The organism is Ureibacillus thermosphaericus, from assembly GCF_002370195.2.
In the GTDB taxonomy this organism is placed as follows: Bacteria; Bacillota; Bacilli; order Bacillales_A; family Planococcaceae; genus Ureibacillus; species Ureibacillus thermosphaericus.
Genome location: NZ_AP018335.1, coordinates 455,045 through 471,869 on the forward strand (window position 1 = coordinate 455,045; position 16,825 = coordinate 471,869).

9 protein-coding genes, 9 tRNA genes, 4 rRNA genes and 2 pseudogenes are annotated in these 16,825 nt (G+C 42.6%); 6 read left to right on the top strand and 18 right to left on the bottom strand.

The window, feature by feature from the left end; all coding sequences use genetic code 11:
• Positions 1-89: 89 nt before the first annotated feature.
• From UtA1_RS02145 to aceA, 3 genes are all read right to left on the bottom strand, one after another.
• A complete protein-coding gene (locus tag UtA1_RS02145) occupies positions 90-806 on the bottom strand; it encodes a glycosyltransferase family 2 protein (protein WP_016837575.1) in 717 nt (238 codons plus the stop codon).
• A gap of 183 nt (positions 807-989) precedes the next feature.
• Positions 990-2,162 carry a pyridoxal-phosphate-dependent aminotransferase family protein gene (locus UtA1_RS02150; RefSeq protein WP_096549907.1) on the bottom strand — a complete coding sequence of 391 codons (1,173 nt, stop codon included), beginning with the start codon at positions 2,160-2,162 and terminating at the stop codon, positions 990-992.
• Between the two features lie 474 nt (positions 2,163-2,636).
• Positions 2,637-3,929 (bottom strand): isocitrate lyase, encoded by a 1,293-nt coding sequence (aceA, locus tag UtA1_RS02155; RefSeq protein ID WP_026019008.1) that lies wholly within the window; start codon positions 3,927-3,929, stop codon positions 2,637-2,639.
• 219 nt (positions 3,930-4,148) lie between these two features.
• Here aceA and UtA1_RS02160 point away from each other — a divergent pair, with 219 nt between their 5' ends.
• Positions 4,149-4,814, top strand: coding sequence for a LytR/AlgR family response regulator transcription factor (locus UtA1_RS02160; RefSeq protein ID WP_096549908.1), 666 nt, complete (start codon positions 4,149-4,151; stop codon positions 4,812-4,814).
• Between the two features lie 127 nt (positions 4,815-4,941).
• Here UtA1_RS02160 and UtA1_RS02165 read toward each other — a convergent pair.
• A pseudogene (locus UtA1_RS02165) lies at positions 4,942-5,166 on the bottom strand (transposase domain-containing protein); the annotation flags it as partial.
• Between the two features lie 278 nt (positions 5,167-5,444).
• On the opposite strand from UtA1_RS02165, the gene UtA1_RS18000 reads away from it, so the two are divergent.
• Entirely contained in the window at positions 5,445-5,726 is a 282-nt protein-coding gene (locus UtA1_RS18000) for a hypothetical protein (protein WP_096549910.1), read from the top strand.
• A gap of 321 nt (positions 5,727-6,047) precedes the next feature.
• Here UtA1_RS18000 and UtA1_RS02175 read toward each other — a convergent pair whose 3' ends face one another.
• Complete coding sequence (locus tag UtA1_RS02175; RefSeq protein ID WP_096549911.1) at positions 6,048-7,484, bottom strand: DDE-type integrase/transposase/recombinase; 1,437 nt, start codon at positions 7,482-7,484, stop codon at positions 6,048-6,050.
• 168 nt (positions 7,485-7,652) lie between these two features.
• On the opposite strand from UtA1_RS02175, the gene UtA1_RS02180 reads away from it, so the two are divergent.
• The 4 genes and pseudogenes from UtA1_RS02180 to tnpC all read left to right on the top strand — a co-directional run bounded on the left by UtA1_RS02180 (position 7,653) and on the right by tnpC (position 10,339).
• Entirely contained in the window at positions 7,653-8,033 is a 381-nt protein-coding gene (locus UtA1_RS02180) for a hypothetical protein (RefSeq protein WP_096549912.1), read from the top strand.
• Positions 8,034-8,335: 302 nt separating this feature from the next.
• On the top strand, positions 8,336-8,533 hold the full coding sequence (locus UtA1_RS02185; RefSeq protein ID WP_096549913.1) for a hypothetical protein: 198 nt from the start codon (positions 8,336-8,338) through the stop codon (positions 8,531-8,533).
• A 9-nt stretch (positions 8,534-8,542) separates the two neighbouring features.
• Positions 8,543-8,872 carry an IS66 family insertion sequence element accessory protein TnpB gene (gene tnpB / locus UtA1_RS02190; protein WP_096549914.1) on the top strand — a complete coding sequence of 110 codons (330 nt, stop codon included), beginning with the start codon at positions 8,543-8,545 and terminating at the stop codon, positions 8,870-8,872.
• A gap of 51 nt (positions 8,873-8,923) precedes the next feature.
• Positions 8,924-10,339, top strand: a pseudogene (gene tnpC / locus UtA1_RS18120) (IS66 family transposase).
• 426 nt (positions 10,340-10,765) lie between these two features.
• On the opposite strand, the gene rrf (UtA1_RS02200) reads toward tnpC, so the two are convergent.
• From rrf (UtA1_RS02200) to rrf (UtA1_RS02260), 13 genes are all read right to left on the bottom strand, one after another.
• Positions 10,766-10,881: ribosomal RNA gene (gene rrf, locus UtA1_RS02200) — 5S ribosomal RNA — on the bottom strand.
• 48 nt (positions 10,882-10,929) lie between these two features.
• A 23S ribosomal RNA gene (locus UtA1_RS02205) occupies positions 10,930-13,856 on the bottom strand.
• A gap of 303 nt (positions 13,857-14,159) precedes the next feature.
• A 16S ribosomal RNA gene (locus UtA1_RS02210) occupies positions 14,160-15,712 on the bottom strand.
• A gap of 111 nt (positions 15,713-15,823) precedes the next feature.
• Positions 15,824-15,899 (bottom strand) — tRNA-Ala (locus UtA1_RS02215).
• Between the two features lie 11 nt (positions 15,900-15,910).
• A tRNA-Pro gene (locus tag UtA1_RS02220) sits at positions 15,911-15,987 on the bottom strand.
• A gap of 6 nt (positions 15,988-15,993) precedes the next feature.
• Positions 15,994-16,070 (bottom strand) — tRNA-Arg (locus UtA1_RS02225).
• Positions 16,071-16,086: 16 nt separating this feature from the next.
• A tRNA-Leu gene (locus UtA1_RS02230) sits at positions 16,087-16,175 on the bottom strand.
• Positions 16,176-16,180: 5 nt separating this feature from the next.
• Positions 16,181-16,255, bottom strand: a tRNA-Gly gene (locus UtA1_RS02235).
• Between the two features lie 17 nt (positions 16,256-16,272).
• A tRNA-Leu gene (locus UtA1_RS02240) sits at positions 16,273-16,357 on the bottom strand.
• Between the two features lie 4 nt (positions 16,358-16,361).
• Positions 16,362-16,436: transfer RNA gene (locus tag UtA1_RS02245), tRNA-Lys, on the bottom strand.
• A 4-nt stretch (positions 16,437-16,440) separates the two neighbouring features.
• Positions 16,441-16,516: transfer RNA gene (locus tag UtA1_RS02250), tRNA-Thr, on the bottom strand.
• A 6-nt stretch (positions 16,517-16,522) separates the two neighbouring features.
• Positions 16,523-16,598: transfer RNA gene (locus UtA1_RS02255), tRNA-Val, on the bottom strand.
• A gap of 8 nt (positions 16,599-16,606) precedes the next feature.
• Positions 16,607-16,722: ribosomal RNA gene (gene rrf / locus UtA1_RS02260) — 5S ribosomal RNA — on the bottom strand.
• The 16S, 23S and 5S rRNA genes sit together here with 9 tRNA genes alongside, the layout of an rRNA operon.
• Positions 16,723-16,825: the final 103 nt, after the last annotated feature.

Sequence of the window (16,825 nt, forward strand, 5' to 3'; positions counted from 1 at the left end):
TATAAAAAAAGAAGTACTACCAAAAATGAAAAAGTTGGTAGCCCCTTTGGTAGTACTATAAAAATGTACGATTTTTCGAACAAAAAGTTTCATTCCTGATTTTTTTTATGATACTTTGTGAAGTTTGCAATAATTTGCTGTATGATTTTTTGAGAATTAGTGATCTCATCATAGTGAATAATCGAATTCTTCCTTATTTTAACTCGTCCAATAGGAATTTCGTAAATTGGGATTTTTCTTTTGATTGCTTCCACCAGCATATTAATATCATAATCATAAGAATCCCCGTGTACCTTCAATAACCACGATAATTCTTTTGTCGGAATGGAACGCAATCCTGTTTGAGTATCTAATATTCGCCGATGGAATAATAATTTAAACAATAGTGATGCTGCTCGGTGACCAATCGCGTTGGATAAAGGCAAGTCTTTTGAACGAAAGTTACGAACACCTAATATAATACCATTAGAAAATACTCTTAAATTTTGTAATATGAGCTTTACATCATCTAATGTATGTTGGCCATGAGCACCTACCGTTAATACGAAATTTGTCTTAGGAAAATATTTTAACACGTAACCAAACCCGGTTTTTAATGCTCTCCCTTTCCCTTTATTATCCTCATGCTTTAATACAATACAATGATCAATCATCGATAGTTCTTGAAAAATATATTGATATTTTGGATCGCTGCCGTCATTCACAATGATCACTTTGTAAATATTTAATTCTAATAAAGCCTTTGTATAGTTAATAAGTGTTGGTAGTGGGTTTAGTGCTGGTATAATAACAATTGGTCGTTCCACAGCTTATTCTCCTTAAAAAGTTTATTAGAACCTATTAATCTATAGTATACTACTTTTATTTATATTTAAGAGATTGATATTAAAATGGCTGTAACATTTCTTTATATGATAAATATGGCCGCCTCAAAAGAGACGGCTTTTTCTATGAATCCTTTTGCATTGTATTGCATCAGTATATGAAAACTAATTTCGTACTGCTTGTTCTATTTCTTCTTTGAATGCTTTAATTGCTTTTTCAATATTGGCCGTATGACCGAGCTCTTGAAGCACTTCACCGATTGCTTGGATTGCCTTTTCTAACATTTCAGGAGTTGTATTCCCCATATGACCGATGCGGAATGCCTTCCCTGCTAAATGAGCTAATGCACCAGCAACGATAACTCCACGAGAAGCTAAACCACTACGAAATGCGACATCATCTACTCCCTCAGGATATAAAATGCAACTCAATGTCGGAGCAGCAACTTCTTCATTTGCTAACGGTCTCATACCGTAGGAACGCATCGCCGCTCGAACCCCTCGTCCATAGGCAATATGGCGGTTTTCTCTCTTTTTCATCCCCTCATTTAAAACGATTTTTAACGACTCATTATAGGCATAAATCAAGTTAACAGGAGGAGTCGCAAAATATTTTGAAGGGTCTCTCATAATTGGTAACCAATTTTTTATGTCGCAATAGTAAGCTTGAACTTGTCCTAAATGCTCCCGAGCCGCTAGAGCGGTTTTATTAAACGCAACAATAGCAAGCCCTGGTGGCATACCAATAGCTTTTTGTGAACCAGTAAGGACGACATCCAGTTTATAGTCTGGATGGCCATAAGTTTTACTCATATTTTCATCGATTGCAGCACTAGCCACAACACCATCAACAATGACAAGGGCACCTGTTTTTTTGATAATTGGCACCAATGTCTCTAAATCTGAAACAACACCTGTAGATGTATCTGCATGTGTAATCGTCACGGCTTTATATTGTTTACGTTTCAACGTTTCTTCCACTATTGATGGATCAATTTGTTTTCCCCATTCTGATTGTAAAACATCTACATGTATATCGTATGCCTGCGCTAATGGAATAAAACGGTCGCCAAAATATCCGTGACTTAAAACAAGTAGATTTTCCCCTTTTCCAACCGTGTTGACGATAGCCATTTCCATTGCTAAAGTTCCAGTACCAGCAATGACAAATACTTCTCCATCCGTTTGAAACAGCTCTTTTGTTTGCTGTAACGCATTTTTATAAACTTCTACAAAGCGTGGATCTGTATGCCCCCTTGTTTCTAACGCTAAAGCATCGTAAATTTCATCCACTACCGGAGTTGGTCCAGGAATCAATAGTAGATCTCTATTTCTCATTTTCTTTCCCCCTTTGAAAACTTATTAAACAAACGAATTCTTTGAACAATAACTTTTTTCTTCTCGTTTATCAATATTAAAAAAAGACCTTACTCGCTCTGCTCTCGAGACAAGTAAGGCATAACCATCCCCAATTTACTTAATATTTAATCCCTTAACATAAACCCCTTTAGCAATAAATCGATCAATATAGGAGGCAACCTATATTAATTTAACGATCCCCTTTGTAAGTAAGCGATTTAATAGGTTCAAATAACTTGTTCATTATGTCAAAAATTGAACAAACTTAAAACACAAGTAAGCTACATCAAAACGACCAAAAGTTTACAATCCTTCAACAACTTTGTTCAAAGTTTATCAAGCTCAGACTAAAAACTTTCAACTTCATTCGTCATTTCGCCAATACCTTTACTGTTTGTATTGTTGCCTGTTCTATATAAATATCCCCCGTTTTAGACTAAGAAAGAAATTTTATTATACGAATTGTTCAGCTTCTGTTGAACCTGCCATTGCAGTTGTAGAAGAAGTACCTCCAGAAATAACCATTGATACTTCATCGAAGTAACCTGTACCAACTTCACGTTGGTGTCTTGTAGCTGTATAACCTTTTTTCTCTAGATCAAACTCAGCTTGTTGTAGTTTAGAATAAGCTGCCATACCATTGTCTTTGTAATCAACAGCCAATTCAAACATTGATTTGTTAAGTGAGTGGAATCCTGCTAATGTTACGAATTGGAATTTATAACCCATTCTTGCAATTTCACGCTGGAATTCTGCAATCTCTTTATCTGTGAGATTTGCTTTCCAGTTGAAAGATGGTGAACAGTTGTATGCTAACATTTTGCCAGGGAATTTTTCATGAATTGCTTCCGCAAATTCCCTAGCTTCTTCTAATGAAGGTTTTGATGTTTCGCACCAAATTAAATCAGCATATGGCGCATAAGCTAAACCGCGAGCAATTGCTTGTTTAATTCCTGCTCTTGTTTTAAAGAAACCTTCAGGAGTACGTTCACCTGTAATAAATTCTTTATCTCGTGGGTCAATATCGCTCGTTACCATGTCTGCTGCATCAGCGTCAGTTCTAGCAATTAAGATTGTGTCTACACCCATAACATCCGCAGCTAAACGAGCAGCAATTAAGTTACGAATCGCATTTTGTGTTGGAAGTAATACTTTACCACCTAAGTGACCGCATTTTTTCTCAGAAGCAAGTTGGTCTTCTAAGTGAACTCCAGCAGCACCCGCTTCGATCATGGCTTTTACTAATTCAAACACGTTAAGTGGTCCACCGAATCCTGCTTCAGCATCTGCTACGATTGGTGCAAACCAATCAAAACCATCATCGCGACCTTCAGCATGTTCTATTTGATCAGCACGTTGTAAGGCTTGATTAATACGTTTTACGACAGCTGGAACTGAGTTAGCTGGATATAATGATTGGTCTGGATACATATGTCCTGCTAAGTTAGCATCAGCCGCTACTTGCCATCCTGATAGATAAATAGCTTTTAAACCTGCTTTTACTTGTTGTACTGCCTGATTACCTGTCAATGCACCTAACGCATTAATAAAATCTTCTTCATGTAAAGATTTCCAAAGTCGAGCAGCACCACGTTTTGCCCATGTATGCTCTACGACTACAGACCCCTGTAATTTCACTACTTCTTCAGCAGTATATGGTCGTTCAATTCCTTTCCAACGTGGATTTTCAGCCCAATCTTTTTTTAATGCCTCAACTCTTTCATTTCTTTCCTGTTGCGTCAACATTTCATTCACACCTTCCCCTTTATTTCAATACACTCTGTTAGAAAAGTAATTTACATTCTGTTTCATAACAGGTATATTAATGTTAAACCTAATATATAACAGATAATAAAAAAATGTATTATTTTGTGACGAAATACTAAAAATTCAGGATAAAACAATTATTTCCAAAGATAATTTAGCATGATTCTGAATTTTTAATAAGGGGGAAGTAGTGTAGAGATGTTATGTGTGGATATTTCAAATGAGGGATTAGAACAATTAAAAATTATATTAGAAGATTGGATTCCTAAAAATGCATCCATTGCTGTAGCTTCCGAAGATTCTTATATTTATTATTCACCAAGTATCGAACATTTACATCTTACTATCGAGGACAAAATCCACCCAGAAAGCGTTGCATCTCATGTATTACAAACTCGAATGAAAACTGGAATTGTATTGGATTCAACAATATTTGGAAAACCCTATTTCGTAATAGGCTACCCTATTTACATAAGTCAAAAAAATGCCGCACTCATTATTATTTTCCCATCTTCCTATACTCCAGAAAAAAAGGAACCTTATAAATTTTTAACTGGTAAGCAGGAAGATCTGTGGACACCCGTACCTGTAGAGGAAATTTCTCATATCGAAAGCTTGCAAAAACGAACTTGGTTTTATGCAAATGATGAACAGTTTAAAACAAATTATACGTTAAAAGAGCTTCAAACAAAGTTACCGGAGTTTTTTGTTCGAGTACATCGTTCATATATATTAAACATTTATTTTATTAAAAATATCACGAAGGATATTACGACAAACTTTATCATTCAATTAAAAAATGGCACCGAATTACCTGTTAGTCAATCGTATATTAATGACTTAAGAAGATTACTTGAATTTTAATGATTTAAATGTTTGTTAATTATGTTCCAAAGTAATCCCGAAATATGTGAGATAAATAAAAAAATGCGCACCCTTCTGGTACACACGACGAATAGCCCTTCAATCCCAAGTTTTTTCGGATTGAGGGCTATTTTGCCATTGCACATGATTCACAAATTGTTTTCGACCATGGCAAATAGCGATCTAATATTTCTGGCTGTTGATGGATTGGTAAACTTGGGAGTTCCGACAATACTTTCACTAAGTATTGATAAAAATCAATTCCATTAGCTTTTGCCGTTTCAGCCAAGCTTAAACAGATGGCATTTGCATCGGCTCCCGATTCACTCACGGAAAACAGCCAGTTTTTTCGTTGATATGCGTCGTTTGAATTCGGGCTTACTTTTTGTGTAGGCTATGTTAAAACTCATTGTTGATATTCGATTTATACGAACGTGGCATTAGTAAGCAACAAGTCTGTGTATTAGTTGCAAGAGAAGAACGAAAGCAACTGTGTCTTCGGTTTTAGGTCGTGCTCGTATTGAAACAACACAATTAGATAAAGCGGCAGGAGATAAATAATCCTCTACTAATACGCTATGCACAGATTCTTGGAGAGCTTTCAAACCATTTGCAAAAACAAAAGGTATTATGGAACATTACACATTTACTGCATCAAAGAAAGAACACGCAAAAGGCATTTTTCATATCCAAAATGTGAATAATTTTCATAGTCGTTTAAAGGGATGGGTGCGTAAATTTAACGGAGTAGCAACAAAATATCTCCAAAATTACCTTGCTTGGTTTACGTATCTCGATAGCATCCAATTTAAAACAGATGATGTATTTATTAAGGAGTTTCTTGTTCAAAGTTGTATTCATAGAATGACGGAAACTAACACATCACTTCGCTTAAAGAAATTTGCTGTGTGAGAGAAGTATGAAGGTAATTGGGAATAATTGTCGAATATTCTATATATGATTGGATTGTCTTGAAAGATTGTAGGTAGTGTCAAAAGTTCTATGAAAACTCAGTATTGGAAGGATGTGTTCTAACGAAAATAGAGAAAATGCCGCCGCAATCGCTCTTGACAAACACGTCAATGGTTTGATTTCGAACCAACAAGGGCGAAGGGAACAAAAAGAAGGCACACCAAAGAAGCCCTTGCCAATTCCCATTTTAAACCATTGACTGGTTCGGTTTGTCAAGAGTTCGCTTCGCCGATGCTGGTAAGGGCTCTGCTAAACAAAAAGTTAGGCAGTTTGCTCTACTAGCCATTGTTGAGCTAAACCAATCAGTTTTGTCCAACGTGCAGGCATATTCGGCAGTTCTTTTAGTTCTGGAATGACTACAGGCACTTTGCCTTCCAGGGCTGAATGTGGCCGCAAGAAGTTAAAATAAGCCACAAACAAAGTCACATAAGAAACGGATCCGTGATCGGATCCAAATCCGTGTGTCGATCTGTAATTACCCTTAAATGTTCGATTCAGTCTTTCAATAATTTGTTTTAGCGGTCTGTATTCCGTTGAAACCGGGTCTTCGTTGGTTAGTCCAATGACCTGCTTCACATCAAACGTAATACCGTGCTGGGCAAAAAAGTGTTGTGCTAAAAGGTAAATCGGATTGCCATCTACGACAAAGGTGAGGTCTTCAGGAATCTCTTTCATCTTCCATAAGACCTCATCAATCGCGCGAATGGCTGATACTGTATCACGATTTGGAGAAACAGGGTAGGACAGAATAATTTTCTTTACCGCATCAAAAAAGAAAAAAAGATAATGCCAACGGCCATTCACCTTAATGTATGTTTCGTCTCCGCAGAATTGATCAGAAAGCTCGTAAGGATAATGATCCACATAAGGTTTGAGCAGAAGTGCTACGCTGTTTTCGTAATTCAATATACTCTGGTGAGAGATGGGTACACCATGAACATCCTTCATCAGTGCAGCTGTTTTCCGAGCCGATAAGCCATAGTTTACATGGTAGGTTAAAATGAGCCCCAATGTGTGCGGTGACACATGAAGCCTGGACAAATCCACTTTTGGCTTCTTAGGTGAATGTTTGGCTAACGGCTGATAATCAATTTGAAACTGACGGAATATGTATCGAACTTTAAAAGACTGAGGATCCTTTTCGAACTGCTTTTTCTCTTTTTTAGACATTCCTCGCAGTTTCTTTTTGTAATACGGACAGTCATTGTTTTTGCACTTAAATACGAGAAAATCTTTTCTTTCCTTGATCTTCTCGAGTGTTTTCGAACAGTGTGGACATTTTAGTACAGCCTCCTTGGCATATTGATTCTTTTTATTAAACAGACACGCACACACCTTGCATTGATACTGTCCTTTACCTCCGTTATTGGCATAAAGATAATCTGACGGAGCACCACACCTTGGACATTTCATGGATGAAGGTACTTTACCTTTTGAATTGGAGCGTCTCTGAACAGGTTTGAGAGGTTTCCCGTTCTTCTCCAAATATTCTTTGAGAAGAATTTGATAATCAAGCTTTTGTAGAGTTTCAATGATTGGCAGCTCATCCACCTGGAGTTTTTGATAAGGCTTATTGACAGGCTTTTCAGTTGGCTTATCAAACATGTTTTTTCCAATCAGAAGGGTAAGTAATGTTCGAATCATTTGATCTTGGTACTTGATATATTCAAGCAAATAGGTTAATAATTGAGGTAACAACTTGTCACTTCCTTCATTAGGGATTTTTGAGTGTGTGGTTACCTCATAAATACCCTAATTTTAAGGGGGTGGCAAGTTTTTTGTTTATAAAACCTTATATATCAATAAATCATCTAGATTTTATCTATAAATTTTTGACAATACGAGATTGTAAATAGGAGGTATTTTATGAAAAAGCTGTTATTAGCAATCGGATTGATGATTGTATTTGTTGGGGCTTTTGTATTCTACAACAAACTCTACTATCCTTCACTTCCGATAGAAAATATGAGCAAAAAAGAGGTCATAGAAAAATTAAATAATTCTGATGAAAAAATCGTTAAATTATTAAACGAAAACGGTCAGCAATGGTATATAATAAGCGAACGAAATATATCCATAGCTGATGAAATTATCAAGGAAATGGTTAGTCAATATGGTTGGGTTTTCAAACAAAAAGATGGAAATGGACTCTTCTTTGAAAAGCAAGGTGAAAATTTGATTATATCGACACAAATGTGGACTGGTGACTATGTGTTAGTTAAAATTCCACCCACTCTAAAAGAGTAAAAATAGGCTTGTTCTCTAAAATGAGACAAGCCTATTTTATATAATCATAAATTCAACAATAAAGTTTAACAGAGCCTTTGTGTAAAAAATGGTGCTGGTTGTATCCACCAACACCAAATATTATAGAGCCTCACTTTAGAAACCGAATATTCATTACCCAAAACTTAGCGAAAATAAAAACAGCTTAGGGGAACCTCGAATTTCCCCTAATCCATCGTAAGCCCGAAATCAAACAACGCCTATAAATCAATGACACCTCCCTGTAAGATGAAAGTAACAATTTCAGAGGAGGTGTTCTTTTTTTGGCAACGGAAAAACTCAATATCGTGCCTGTAAAATTAGAGTCCAAATCTGATCCAACTCCATCCCCAGCAAGTCATGGTCCACTCAGACCAATATGCGTCATTCAATCCAATCAGTGTAAAATCTCCTTCTACCCTGGTGTCAAACCTCAATTACTTCAAGCCGTTATCAGGGAGTTGAATCGAAATGATTCATGATTTTACAAAATGCAAAAATATCTATATCATTTGCGGTCATACAGATATGCGAAAAGAAATCGACGGTCTAGCAACGCTAATTCAGGATTCGAACTCGATCCATACAGCGAGGCAATCTTCTTGTTTTGCGGTCGAAGGAAAGATCGTTATAAATGTTTATACTTTGATGGAGATGGCTTCGCTATGCTTTATAAACGATTGGATAATGGCAAACTCCAATGGCCACGAAATGAAAATGAAGTTCGTCGGCTCACGCAACAACAACTTCGTTGGTTACTTGAAGGACTCACAATTCATCAACCGAAAGCCATACAAAAATCTAAAAAAGGTGTCTTTTAACCAATGATTACTAGTGATATAATCAAGACATTATTGAATTTATACGGAAATGTGGTGAATGATGTGAGCAATGATTCGAATGAAAAATTAATTCAATTATTAGAAGAACAACTCGCGCAATCCAATAAGAGAAATGAAGAACTGTTGAAACAAATTGAATCGTTGTCACAACAAGTTAGCTATTTAACAAAGCTTCTTTATGGCTCAAAATCAGAAAAATCAAAGTACCAAGCTCCAGATGGCCAATGTTCTTTATTTGATGATGACTCTTTTTTTTAACGAACCTGGGCACACAGAAGAACAAAGCACGGACACTGTTACCTATACAGTTGTTCGTAAAATACATAAAAAGAAACGAAACGATTTCTTCGTGGATGGTTTAGAAATTGAAGAAATTCATCATCAGCCTGAAACTTACAATGCGAGTGTTGTCAATCTCAGATGACAGAGATCGGCAGCACGATTGTTCGTGGGGAAGCAAAATTTATACCGGCTATTGTGAAGCGTGTTTCAATATTTACCTTTATATCGCCAGGTAAAGGAATGGAACCGTTATGGTCTCCTTACAAACGATAAAAATTTATCGAACTGGGTGATTCGAATCGCGGAGGATTGGCTTCATCCAATCTACCATCGTATGAAAGAGCTCCTTATGAAAAAATCAATTCTTCATATTGATGAAACATACGCTCAAATACTCAATCGTTCGGATGGAAAGTCGGCTCAGTCTAATGCTTATAACTGGTCCGAAGCGTTGCTTCTCAAGCGGCGACCATCGTCATGTTTCATAGTGCGTTATCGCGAAGTCGGGAAGTTTTAAAAGACTTCGTGGAAAAGTTCAAGGGAACCATCATTTGTGACGGATATTCTGCATACGCTGGTTTACCTAACGTCACATTCGCCAATTGTTGGGCACATGTGCGTAGAAAATGGTTAAAAGCCAACAGTAAAAACGCCGAAAAAGGTGTAGAATATTGTAATCGACTCTACGAATTGGAACGAAAGTTTAAGAAACTTTCACCAAGCAAACGTCGAAAAGAACGAAAAAAATATTCCAAACCGATTGTGGAAGAATTCTTACAATGGGTAGATGAATCTCCTTTTTACGGCAAAAGTGCCCTTGCGGAAGCGGCAAACTATACTTTGAAACATGCCGAAGGTCTAAAAGCATTTCTATATGACGGTCGAATTGCGATTGACAATAACCCAGCAGAAAATGCGATTCGTCCGAGTGTGATTGGTCGGAAGAACTGGCTTTTCTCTGTGAGTGAATTGGGAGCTGATGCCAATGCCATTTGTTTGAGTTTAGCTGAAACGGCAAAAGCTAATGGAATTGATTGCTATCAATACTTGGTCAAAGTATTGACAGAACTCCCGAACCTCCCAATCCATCAGCAACCAGAAATAATCGATCGCTACTTGCCTTGGTCTAAAAATATACGTGAATCATGTGCAATAGCAAAATAGCCCTCAATCTGAAAAAACTCAAGATTGTAGGGCTATTTGTCATGCGTACTAATAGGTACGCTTTTTTAATCCCTGTTTTAAGTTTAAGTTTTTCAATGCGTCATTTGAATTCGGGCTTACGAAGCGACGTCCTACTCTCACAAGGGGACCCCTTAACTACCATCGGCGCTAACTCCGAAGCACGTTGACCGGCGAATTTCTGCGTCTGCTTCGGCGGTCCGGTGCTCACGTACATAGTACGCTCCGCTCCGGGCCGCCTCGCTTCCTTGAACTTCTTGGTCCCCGTGCTTCTCGTCTCCTTCAAATATTTATTTTACTTTTGTTTAGCATGTGGTTTCTGTATCGCGCCGATCGGACTTTCAGTCCTTGTTAGTAAGGGGCTTCAATTTTTGCAATAAAAAAAGCACCACTATTGTGGTGCCTTCTGCGAAGCGACGTCCTACTCTCACAAGGGGAAGCCCCTTACTACCATCGGCGCTGAAGAGCTTAACTTCCGTGTTCGGTATGGGAACGGGTGTGACCTCTTCGCCATCGTCACTTCACTATATGAGAGGTTGTTCTCTCAAAACTGGATAACGACATTGAAATGATTGGTTAAGTCCTCGATCGATTAGTATCCGTCAGCTCCACACGTCACCGTGCTTCCACCTCGGACCTATCTACCTCATCGTCTATGAGGGATCTTACTTGCTTATGCAATGGGAAATCTCATCTTGAGGGGGGCTTCATGCTTAGATGCTTTCAGCACTTATCCCGTCCACACATAGCTACCCAGCGGTGCCTTTGGCAAGACAACTGGTACACCAGCGGTGTGTCCATCCCGGTCCTCTCGTACTAAGGACAGCTCCTCTCAAATTTCCTACGCCCACGACGGATAGGGACCGAACTGTCTCACGACGTTCTGAACCCAGCTCGCGTACCGCTTTAATGGGCGAACAGCCCAACCCTTGGGACCGACTACAGCCCCAGGATGCGATGAGCCGACATCGAGGTGCCAAACCTCCCCGTCGATGTGGACTCTTGGGGGAGATAAGCCTGTTATCCCCGGGGTAGCTTTTATCCGTTGAGCGATGGCCCTTCCATGCGGAACCACCGGATCACTAAGCCCGTCTTTCGACCCTGCTCGACTTGTAGGTCTCGCAGTCAAGCTCCCTTATGCCTTTACACTCTGCGAATGATTTCCAACCATTCTGAGGGAACCTTTGGGCGCCTCCGTTACCTTTTAGGAGGCGACCGCCCCAGTCAAACTGTCCACCTGACACTGTCTCCCAAGCCGATCAGGCTTGCGGGTTAGAATTTCAGTACAACCAGGGTAGTATCCCAAGGGCGCCTCCAGGGAAGCTGGCGCTCCCCCTTCTACGGCTCCTACCTATCCTGTACAAGTTGCACCGAAATTCAATATCAGGTTACAGTAAAGCTCCACGGGGTCTTTCCGTCCTGTCGCGGGTAACCTGCATCTTCACAGGTACTATAATTTCACCGAGTCTCTCGTTGAGACAGTGCCCAGATCGTTACGCCTTTCGTGCGGGTCGGAACTTACCCGACAAGGAATTTCGCTACCTTAGGACCGTTATAGTTACGGCCGCCGTTTACTGGGGCTTCAATTCGGAGCTTCGCTTGCGCTAACTCCTCCTCTTAACCTTCCAGCACCGGGCAGGCGTCAGCCCCTATACTTCACCTTACGGTTTTGCAGAGACCTGTGTTTTTGCTAAACAGTCGCCTGGGCCTATTCACTGCGGCTCATCAGGGCTTGCACCCCAATGAGCACCCCTTCTCCCGAAGTTACGGGGTCATTTTGCCGAGTTCCTTAACGAGAGTTCTCTCGCTCACCTTAGGATTCTCTCCTCGACTACCTGTGTCGGTTTGCGGTACGGGCACCTCCCGCCTCGCTAGAGGCTTTTCTTGGCAGTGTGAAATCAGGAACTTCGCGCGTAACGCGCTCCCCATCACAGCTCAGCGTATTAGGAAGCGGATTTGCCTACTTCCACGCCTTGCTGCTTGGACACGCTCGACCAACGGCGTGCATTCCCTATCCTCCTGCGTCCCCCCATCACTCAAACGGCGGGGAGGTGGTACAGGAATATCAACCTGTTGTCCATCGTCTACGCCTTTCGGCCTCGACTTAGGTCCCGACTAACCCTGAGCGGACGAGCCTTCCTCAGGAAACCTTAGTCATTCGGTGGATGGGATTCTCACCCATCTTTCGCTACTCATACCGGCATTCTCACTTCTAAGCGCTCCACCAGTCCTTCCGGTCTGACTTCGACGCACTTAGAACGCTCTCCTACCACTCGTGCAACGCACGAATCCACAGCTTCGGTGAATCGTTTAGCCCCGATACATTTTCGGCGCAGCGTCACTCGACCAGTGAGCTATTACGCACTCTTTAAATGATGGCTGCTTCTAAGCCAACATCCTGGTTGTCTAAGCAACGCCACATCCTTTTCCACTTAACGATTACTTTGGGACCTTAGCTGGTGGTCTGGGCTGTTTCCCTTTTGACCACGGATCTTATCACTCGTAGTCTGACTCCCGTGTATAAATAGCTGGCATTCGGAGTTTGTCTGAATTCGGTAACCCGAGGTGGGCCCCTAGTCCAAACAGTGCTCTACCTCCAGTATTCTTCACACGAGGCTAGCCCTAAAGCTATTTCGGAGAGAACCAGCTATCTCCAAGTTCGATTGGAATTTCTCCGCTACCCACACCTCATCCCCGCACTTTTCAACGTGCGTGGGTTCGGGCCTCCAGTGAGTGTTACCTCACCTTCACCCTGGACATGGGTAGATCACCTGGTTTCGGGTCTACGACCACGTACTCAAAACGCCCTATTCAGACTCGCTTTCGCTGCGGCTCCGCATTTTCTGCTTAACCTTGCACGTAATCGTAACTCGCCGGTTCATTCTACAAAAGGCACGCCATCACCCGTTAACGGGCTCTGACTACTTGTAGGCACACGGTTTCAGGTTCTCTTTCACTCCCCTCCCGGGGTGCTTTTCACCTTTCCCTCACGGTACTGGTTCACTATCGGTCACTAGGGAGTATTTAGCCTTGGGAGATGGTCCTCCCGGATTCCGACGGAATTTCACGTGTTCCGCCGTACTCAGGATCCACTCAGGAGAGGATGGATTTTCGACTACAGGGCTTTTACCTTCTCTGGCCGTCCTTTCCAGAACGGTTCATCTAACCCATCCTTTTGTAACTCCGTATAGAGTGTCCTACAACCCCAAGAGGCAAGCCTCTTGGTTTGGGCTGTTCCCGTTTCGCTCGCCGCTACTCAGGGAATCGATTTTTCTTTCTTCTCCTCCAGGTACTTAGATGTTTCAGTTCCCTGGGTGTGCCTTCTTAACGCTATGGATTCACGTTAAGATACTGTTCCATTACGAACAGTGGGTTCCCCCATTCGGAAATCTCCGGATCAAAGCTTACTTACAGCTCCCCGAAGCATATCGGTGTTAGTCCCGTCCTTCATCGGCTCCTAGTGCCAAGGCATCCACCGTGCGCCCTTAACAACTTAACCTTTACGGTTTTCGATACGCTGCGCAATACTTCGTCAATTTCGCTCGTTCGAATCCTCATGTACGCATATAGTACACTCCGGTTCTCACTCGCTTATTTCCTTGTCTTGCTTGCGTCTCGCAACCCTTACGGCTTTAATCCACGTCGCATTTACGTCGTGTTAGCCTAGTTGTTTGCGCTTTACAGTAAATTGCTTGCTTTCAATGTCGTTTATCCAGTTTTCAAAGAACAACACTATAACTTTGAAGGTCATAAACCTTCAAAACTGAACACAAAACGCTAATGCTTCCGTAAATATCCTTAGAAAGGAGGTGATCCAGCCGCACCTTCCGATACGGCTACCTTGTTACGACTTCACCCCAATCATCTGTCCCACCTTCGGCGGCTGGCTCCCGAAAGGGTTACCTCACCGACTTCGGGTGTTACAGACTCTCGTGGTGTGACGGGCGGTGTGTACAAGGCCCGGGAACGTATTCACCGCGGCATGCTGATCCGCGATTACTAGCGATTCCGGCTTCATGCAGGCGAGTTGCAGCCTGCAATCCGAACTGAGAACGGTTTTTTCGGATTGGCTCCGTCTCGCGACTTCGCGACCGTTTGTACCGTCCATTGTAGCACGTGTGTAGCCCAGGTCATAAGGGGCATGATGATTTGACGTCATCCCCACCTTCCTCCGTATTTGTACGGCAGTCTCCTTAGAGTGCCCAACTGAATGATGGCAACTAAGGACAAGGGTTGCGCTCGTTGCGGGACTTAACCCAACATCTCACGACACGAGCTGACGACAACCATGCACCACCTGTCACCGCTGTCCCCGAAGGGAAGGCTATGTCTCCATAGCGGTCAGCGGGATGTCAAGACCTGGTAAGGTTCTTCGCGTTGCTTCGAATTAAACCACATGCTCCACCGCTTGTGCGGGCCCCCGTCAATTCCTTTGAGTTTCAGTCTTGCGACCGTACTCCCCAGGCGGAGTGCTTAATGCGTTAGCTGCAGCACTAAGGGGTGGAAACCCCCTAACACTTAGCACTCATCGTTTACGGCGTGGACTACCAGGGTATCTAATCCTGTTTGCTCCCCACGCTTTCGCGCCTCAGCGTCAGTTACAGGCCAGGAAGCCGCCTTCGCCACTGGTGTTCCTCCATATCTCTACGCATTTCACCGCTACACATGGAATTCCGCTTCCCTCTCCTGCACTCAAGTCTCCCAGTTTCCAATGACCCTCCCCGGTTAAGCCGGGGGCTTTCACATCAGACTTAAGAAACCGCCTGCGCGCGCTTTACGCCCAATAATTCCGGACAACGCTTGCCACCTACGTATTACCGCGGCTGCTGGCACGTAGTTAGCCGTGGCTTTCTAGTAAGGTACCGTCAAGGTGCAGCCAGTTACTACTGCACTTGTTCTTCCCTTACAACAGAGCTTTACGATCCGAAGACCTTCTTCGCTCACGCGGCGTTGCTCCATCAGGCTTTCGCCCATTGTGGAAGATTCCCTACTGCTGCCTCCCGTAGGAGTCTGGGCCGTGTCTCAGTCCCAGTGTGGCCGATCACCCTCTCAGGTCGGCTACGCATCGTCGCCTTGGTAGGCCGTTACCCCACCAACAAGCTAATGCGCCGCGGGCCCATCCTATAGTGATAGTAGAACCATCTTTCAACATCAAAGCATGCACTTTGATGTTTTATCCGGTATTAGCACGCGTTTCCGCGAGTTATCCCAGTCTATAGGGCAGGTTACCCACGTGTTACTCACCCGTCCGCCGCTAACCTCATGAAAGCTAGGCTTTCAATTGGTTCGCTCGACTTGCATGTATTAGGCACGCCGCCAGCGTTCGTCCTGAGCCAGGATCAAACTCTCCATGAAAGAAAATTTGATTTGCTCAAAAATTGAATGTCCGAATCTAGTTTGTTAACGAGGGTTAACAACTAGATAATTTATTGCATTAACGTTTTGTTGTTCAGTTTTCAAGGTTCATGGTGGAGCATAGCGGGATCGAACCGCTGACCTCCTGCGTGCAAGGCAGGCGCTCTCCCAGCTGAGCTAATGCCCCAATATAATGTATGGTCGGGAAGACAGGATTCGAACCTGCGACCCCTTGGTCCCAAACCAAGTGCTCTACCAAGCTGAGCTACTTCCCGATTTTATGGCGCGCCAGGCAGGAGTCGAACCCACAACCTTCTGATCCGTAGTCAGACGCTCTATCCAATTGAGCTACTGGCGCTAACTTCTATTTTACATGGTGCCGAGGACCGGAGTCGAACCGGTACGGTAGTCACCTACCGCAGGATTTTAAGTCCTGTGCGTCTGCCAATTCCGCCACCCCGGCATTATTGGAGCGGAAGACGGGGTTCGAACCCGCGACCCCCACCTTGGCAAGGTGGTGTTCTACCACTGAACTACTTCCGCAATAATTATATTTTAAATGGTGCGGGTGGAGGGAGTCGAACCCCCACGCCGTGAGGCGCTAGATCCTAAGTCTAGTGCGTCTGCCAATTCCGCCACACCCGCAAAATGGTGAGCCATGAAGGACTTGAACCTTCGACCCTCTGATTAAAAGTCAGATGCTCTACCACTGAGCTAATGGCTCATGATGGTGCCGGCGAAAGGAATCGAACCCTCAACCTACTGATTACAAGTCAGTTGCTCTGCCAATTGAGCTACACCGGCATGATATGGTGGAGGATGACGGGATCGAACCGCCGACCCCCTGCTTGTAAGGCAGGTGCTCTCCCAGCTGAGCTAATCCTCCATATATTAGCCTAGCAACGTCCTACTCTCACAAGGGGAAGCCCCTTACTACCATCGGCGCTAAAGAGCTTAACTTCCGTGTTCGGTATGGGAACGGGTGTATCCTCTTTGCCATCGTCACTAGACTATTTGTTTTGAGACAAGAACTATTATATCACTTAATCAAAGAATTGCAAGTGTTTTTTTAAAATAATTTTTGTTCTCTCAAAACTGGATAACGACATTGAA

Coding starts and splice junctions, on each gene's coding strand:
- tnpB (WP_096549914.1), top strand. CDS start 8,543: ATGCAAAAATATCTATATCATTTGCGGTCATACAGATATGCGAAAAGA.
- UtA1_RS18000 (WP_096549910.1), top strand. CDS start 5,445: ATGGAACATTACACATTTACTGCATCAAAGAAAGAACACGCAAAAGGC.
- UtA1_RS02180 (WP_096549912.1), top strand. CDS start 7,653: ATGAAAAAGCTGTTATTAGCAATCGGATTGATGATTGTATTTGTTGGG.
- UtA1_RS02150 (WP_096549907.1), bottom strand. CDS start 2,162: ATGAGAAATAGAGATCTACTATTGATTCCTGGACCAACTCCGGTAGTG.
- UtA1_RS02160 (WP_096549908.1), top strand. CDS start 4,149: ATGTTATGTGTGGATATTTCAAATGAGGGATTAGAACAATTAAAAATT.
- aceA (WP_026019008.1), bottom strand. CDS start 3,929: ATGTTGACGCAACAGGAAAGAAATGAAAGAGTTGAGGCATTAAAAAAA.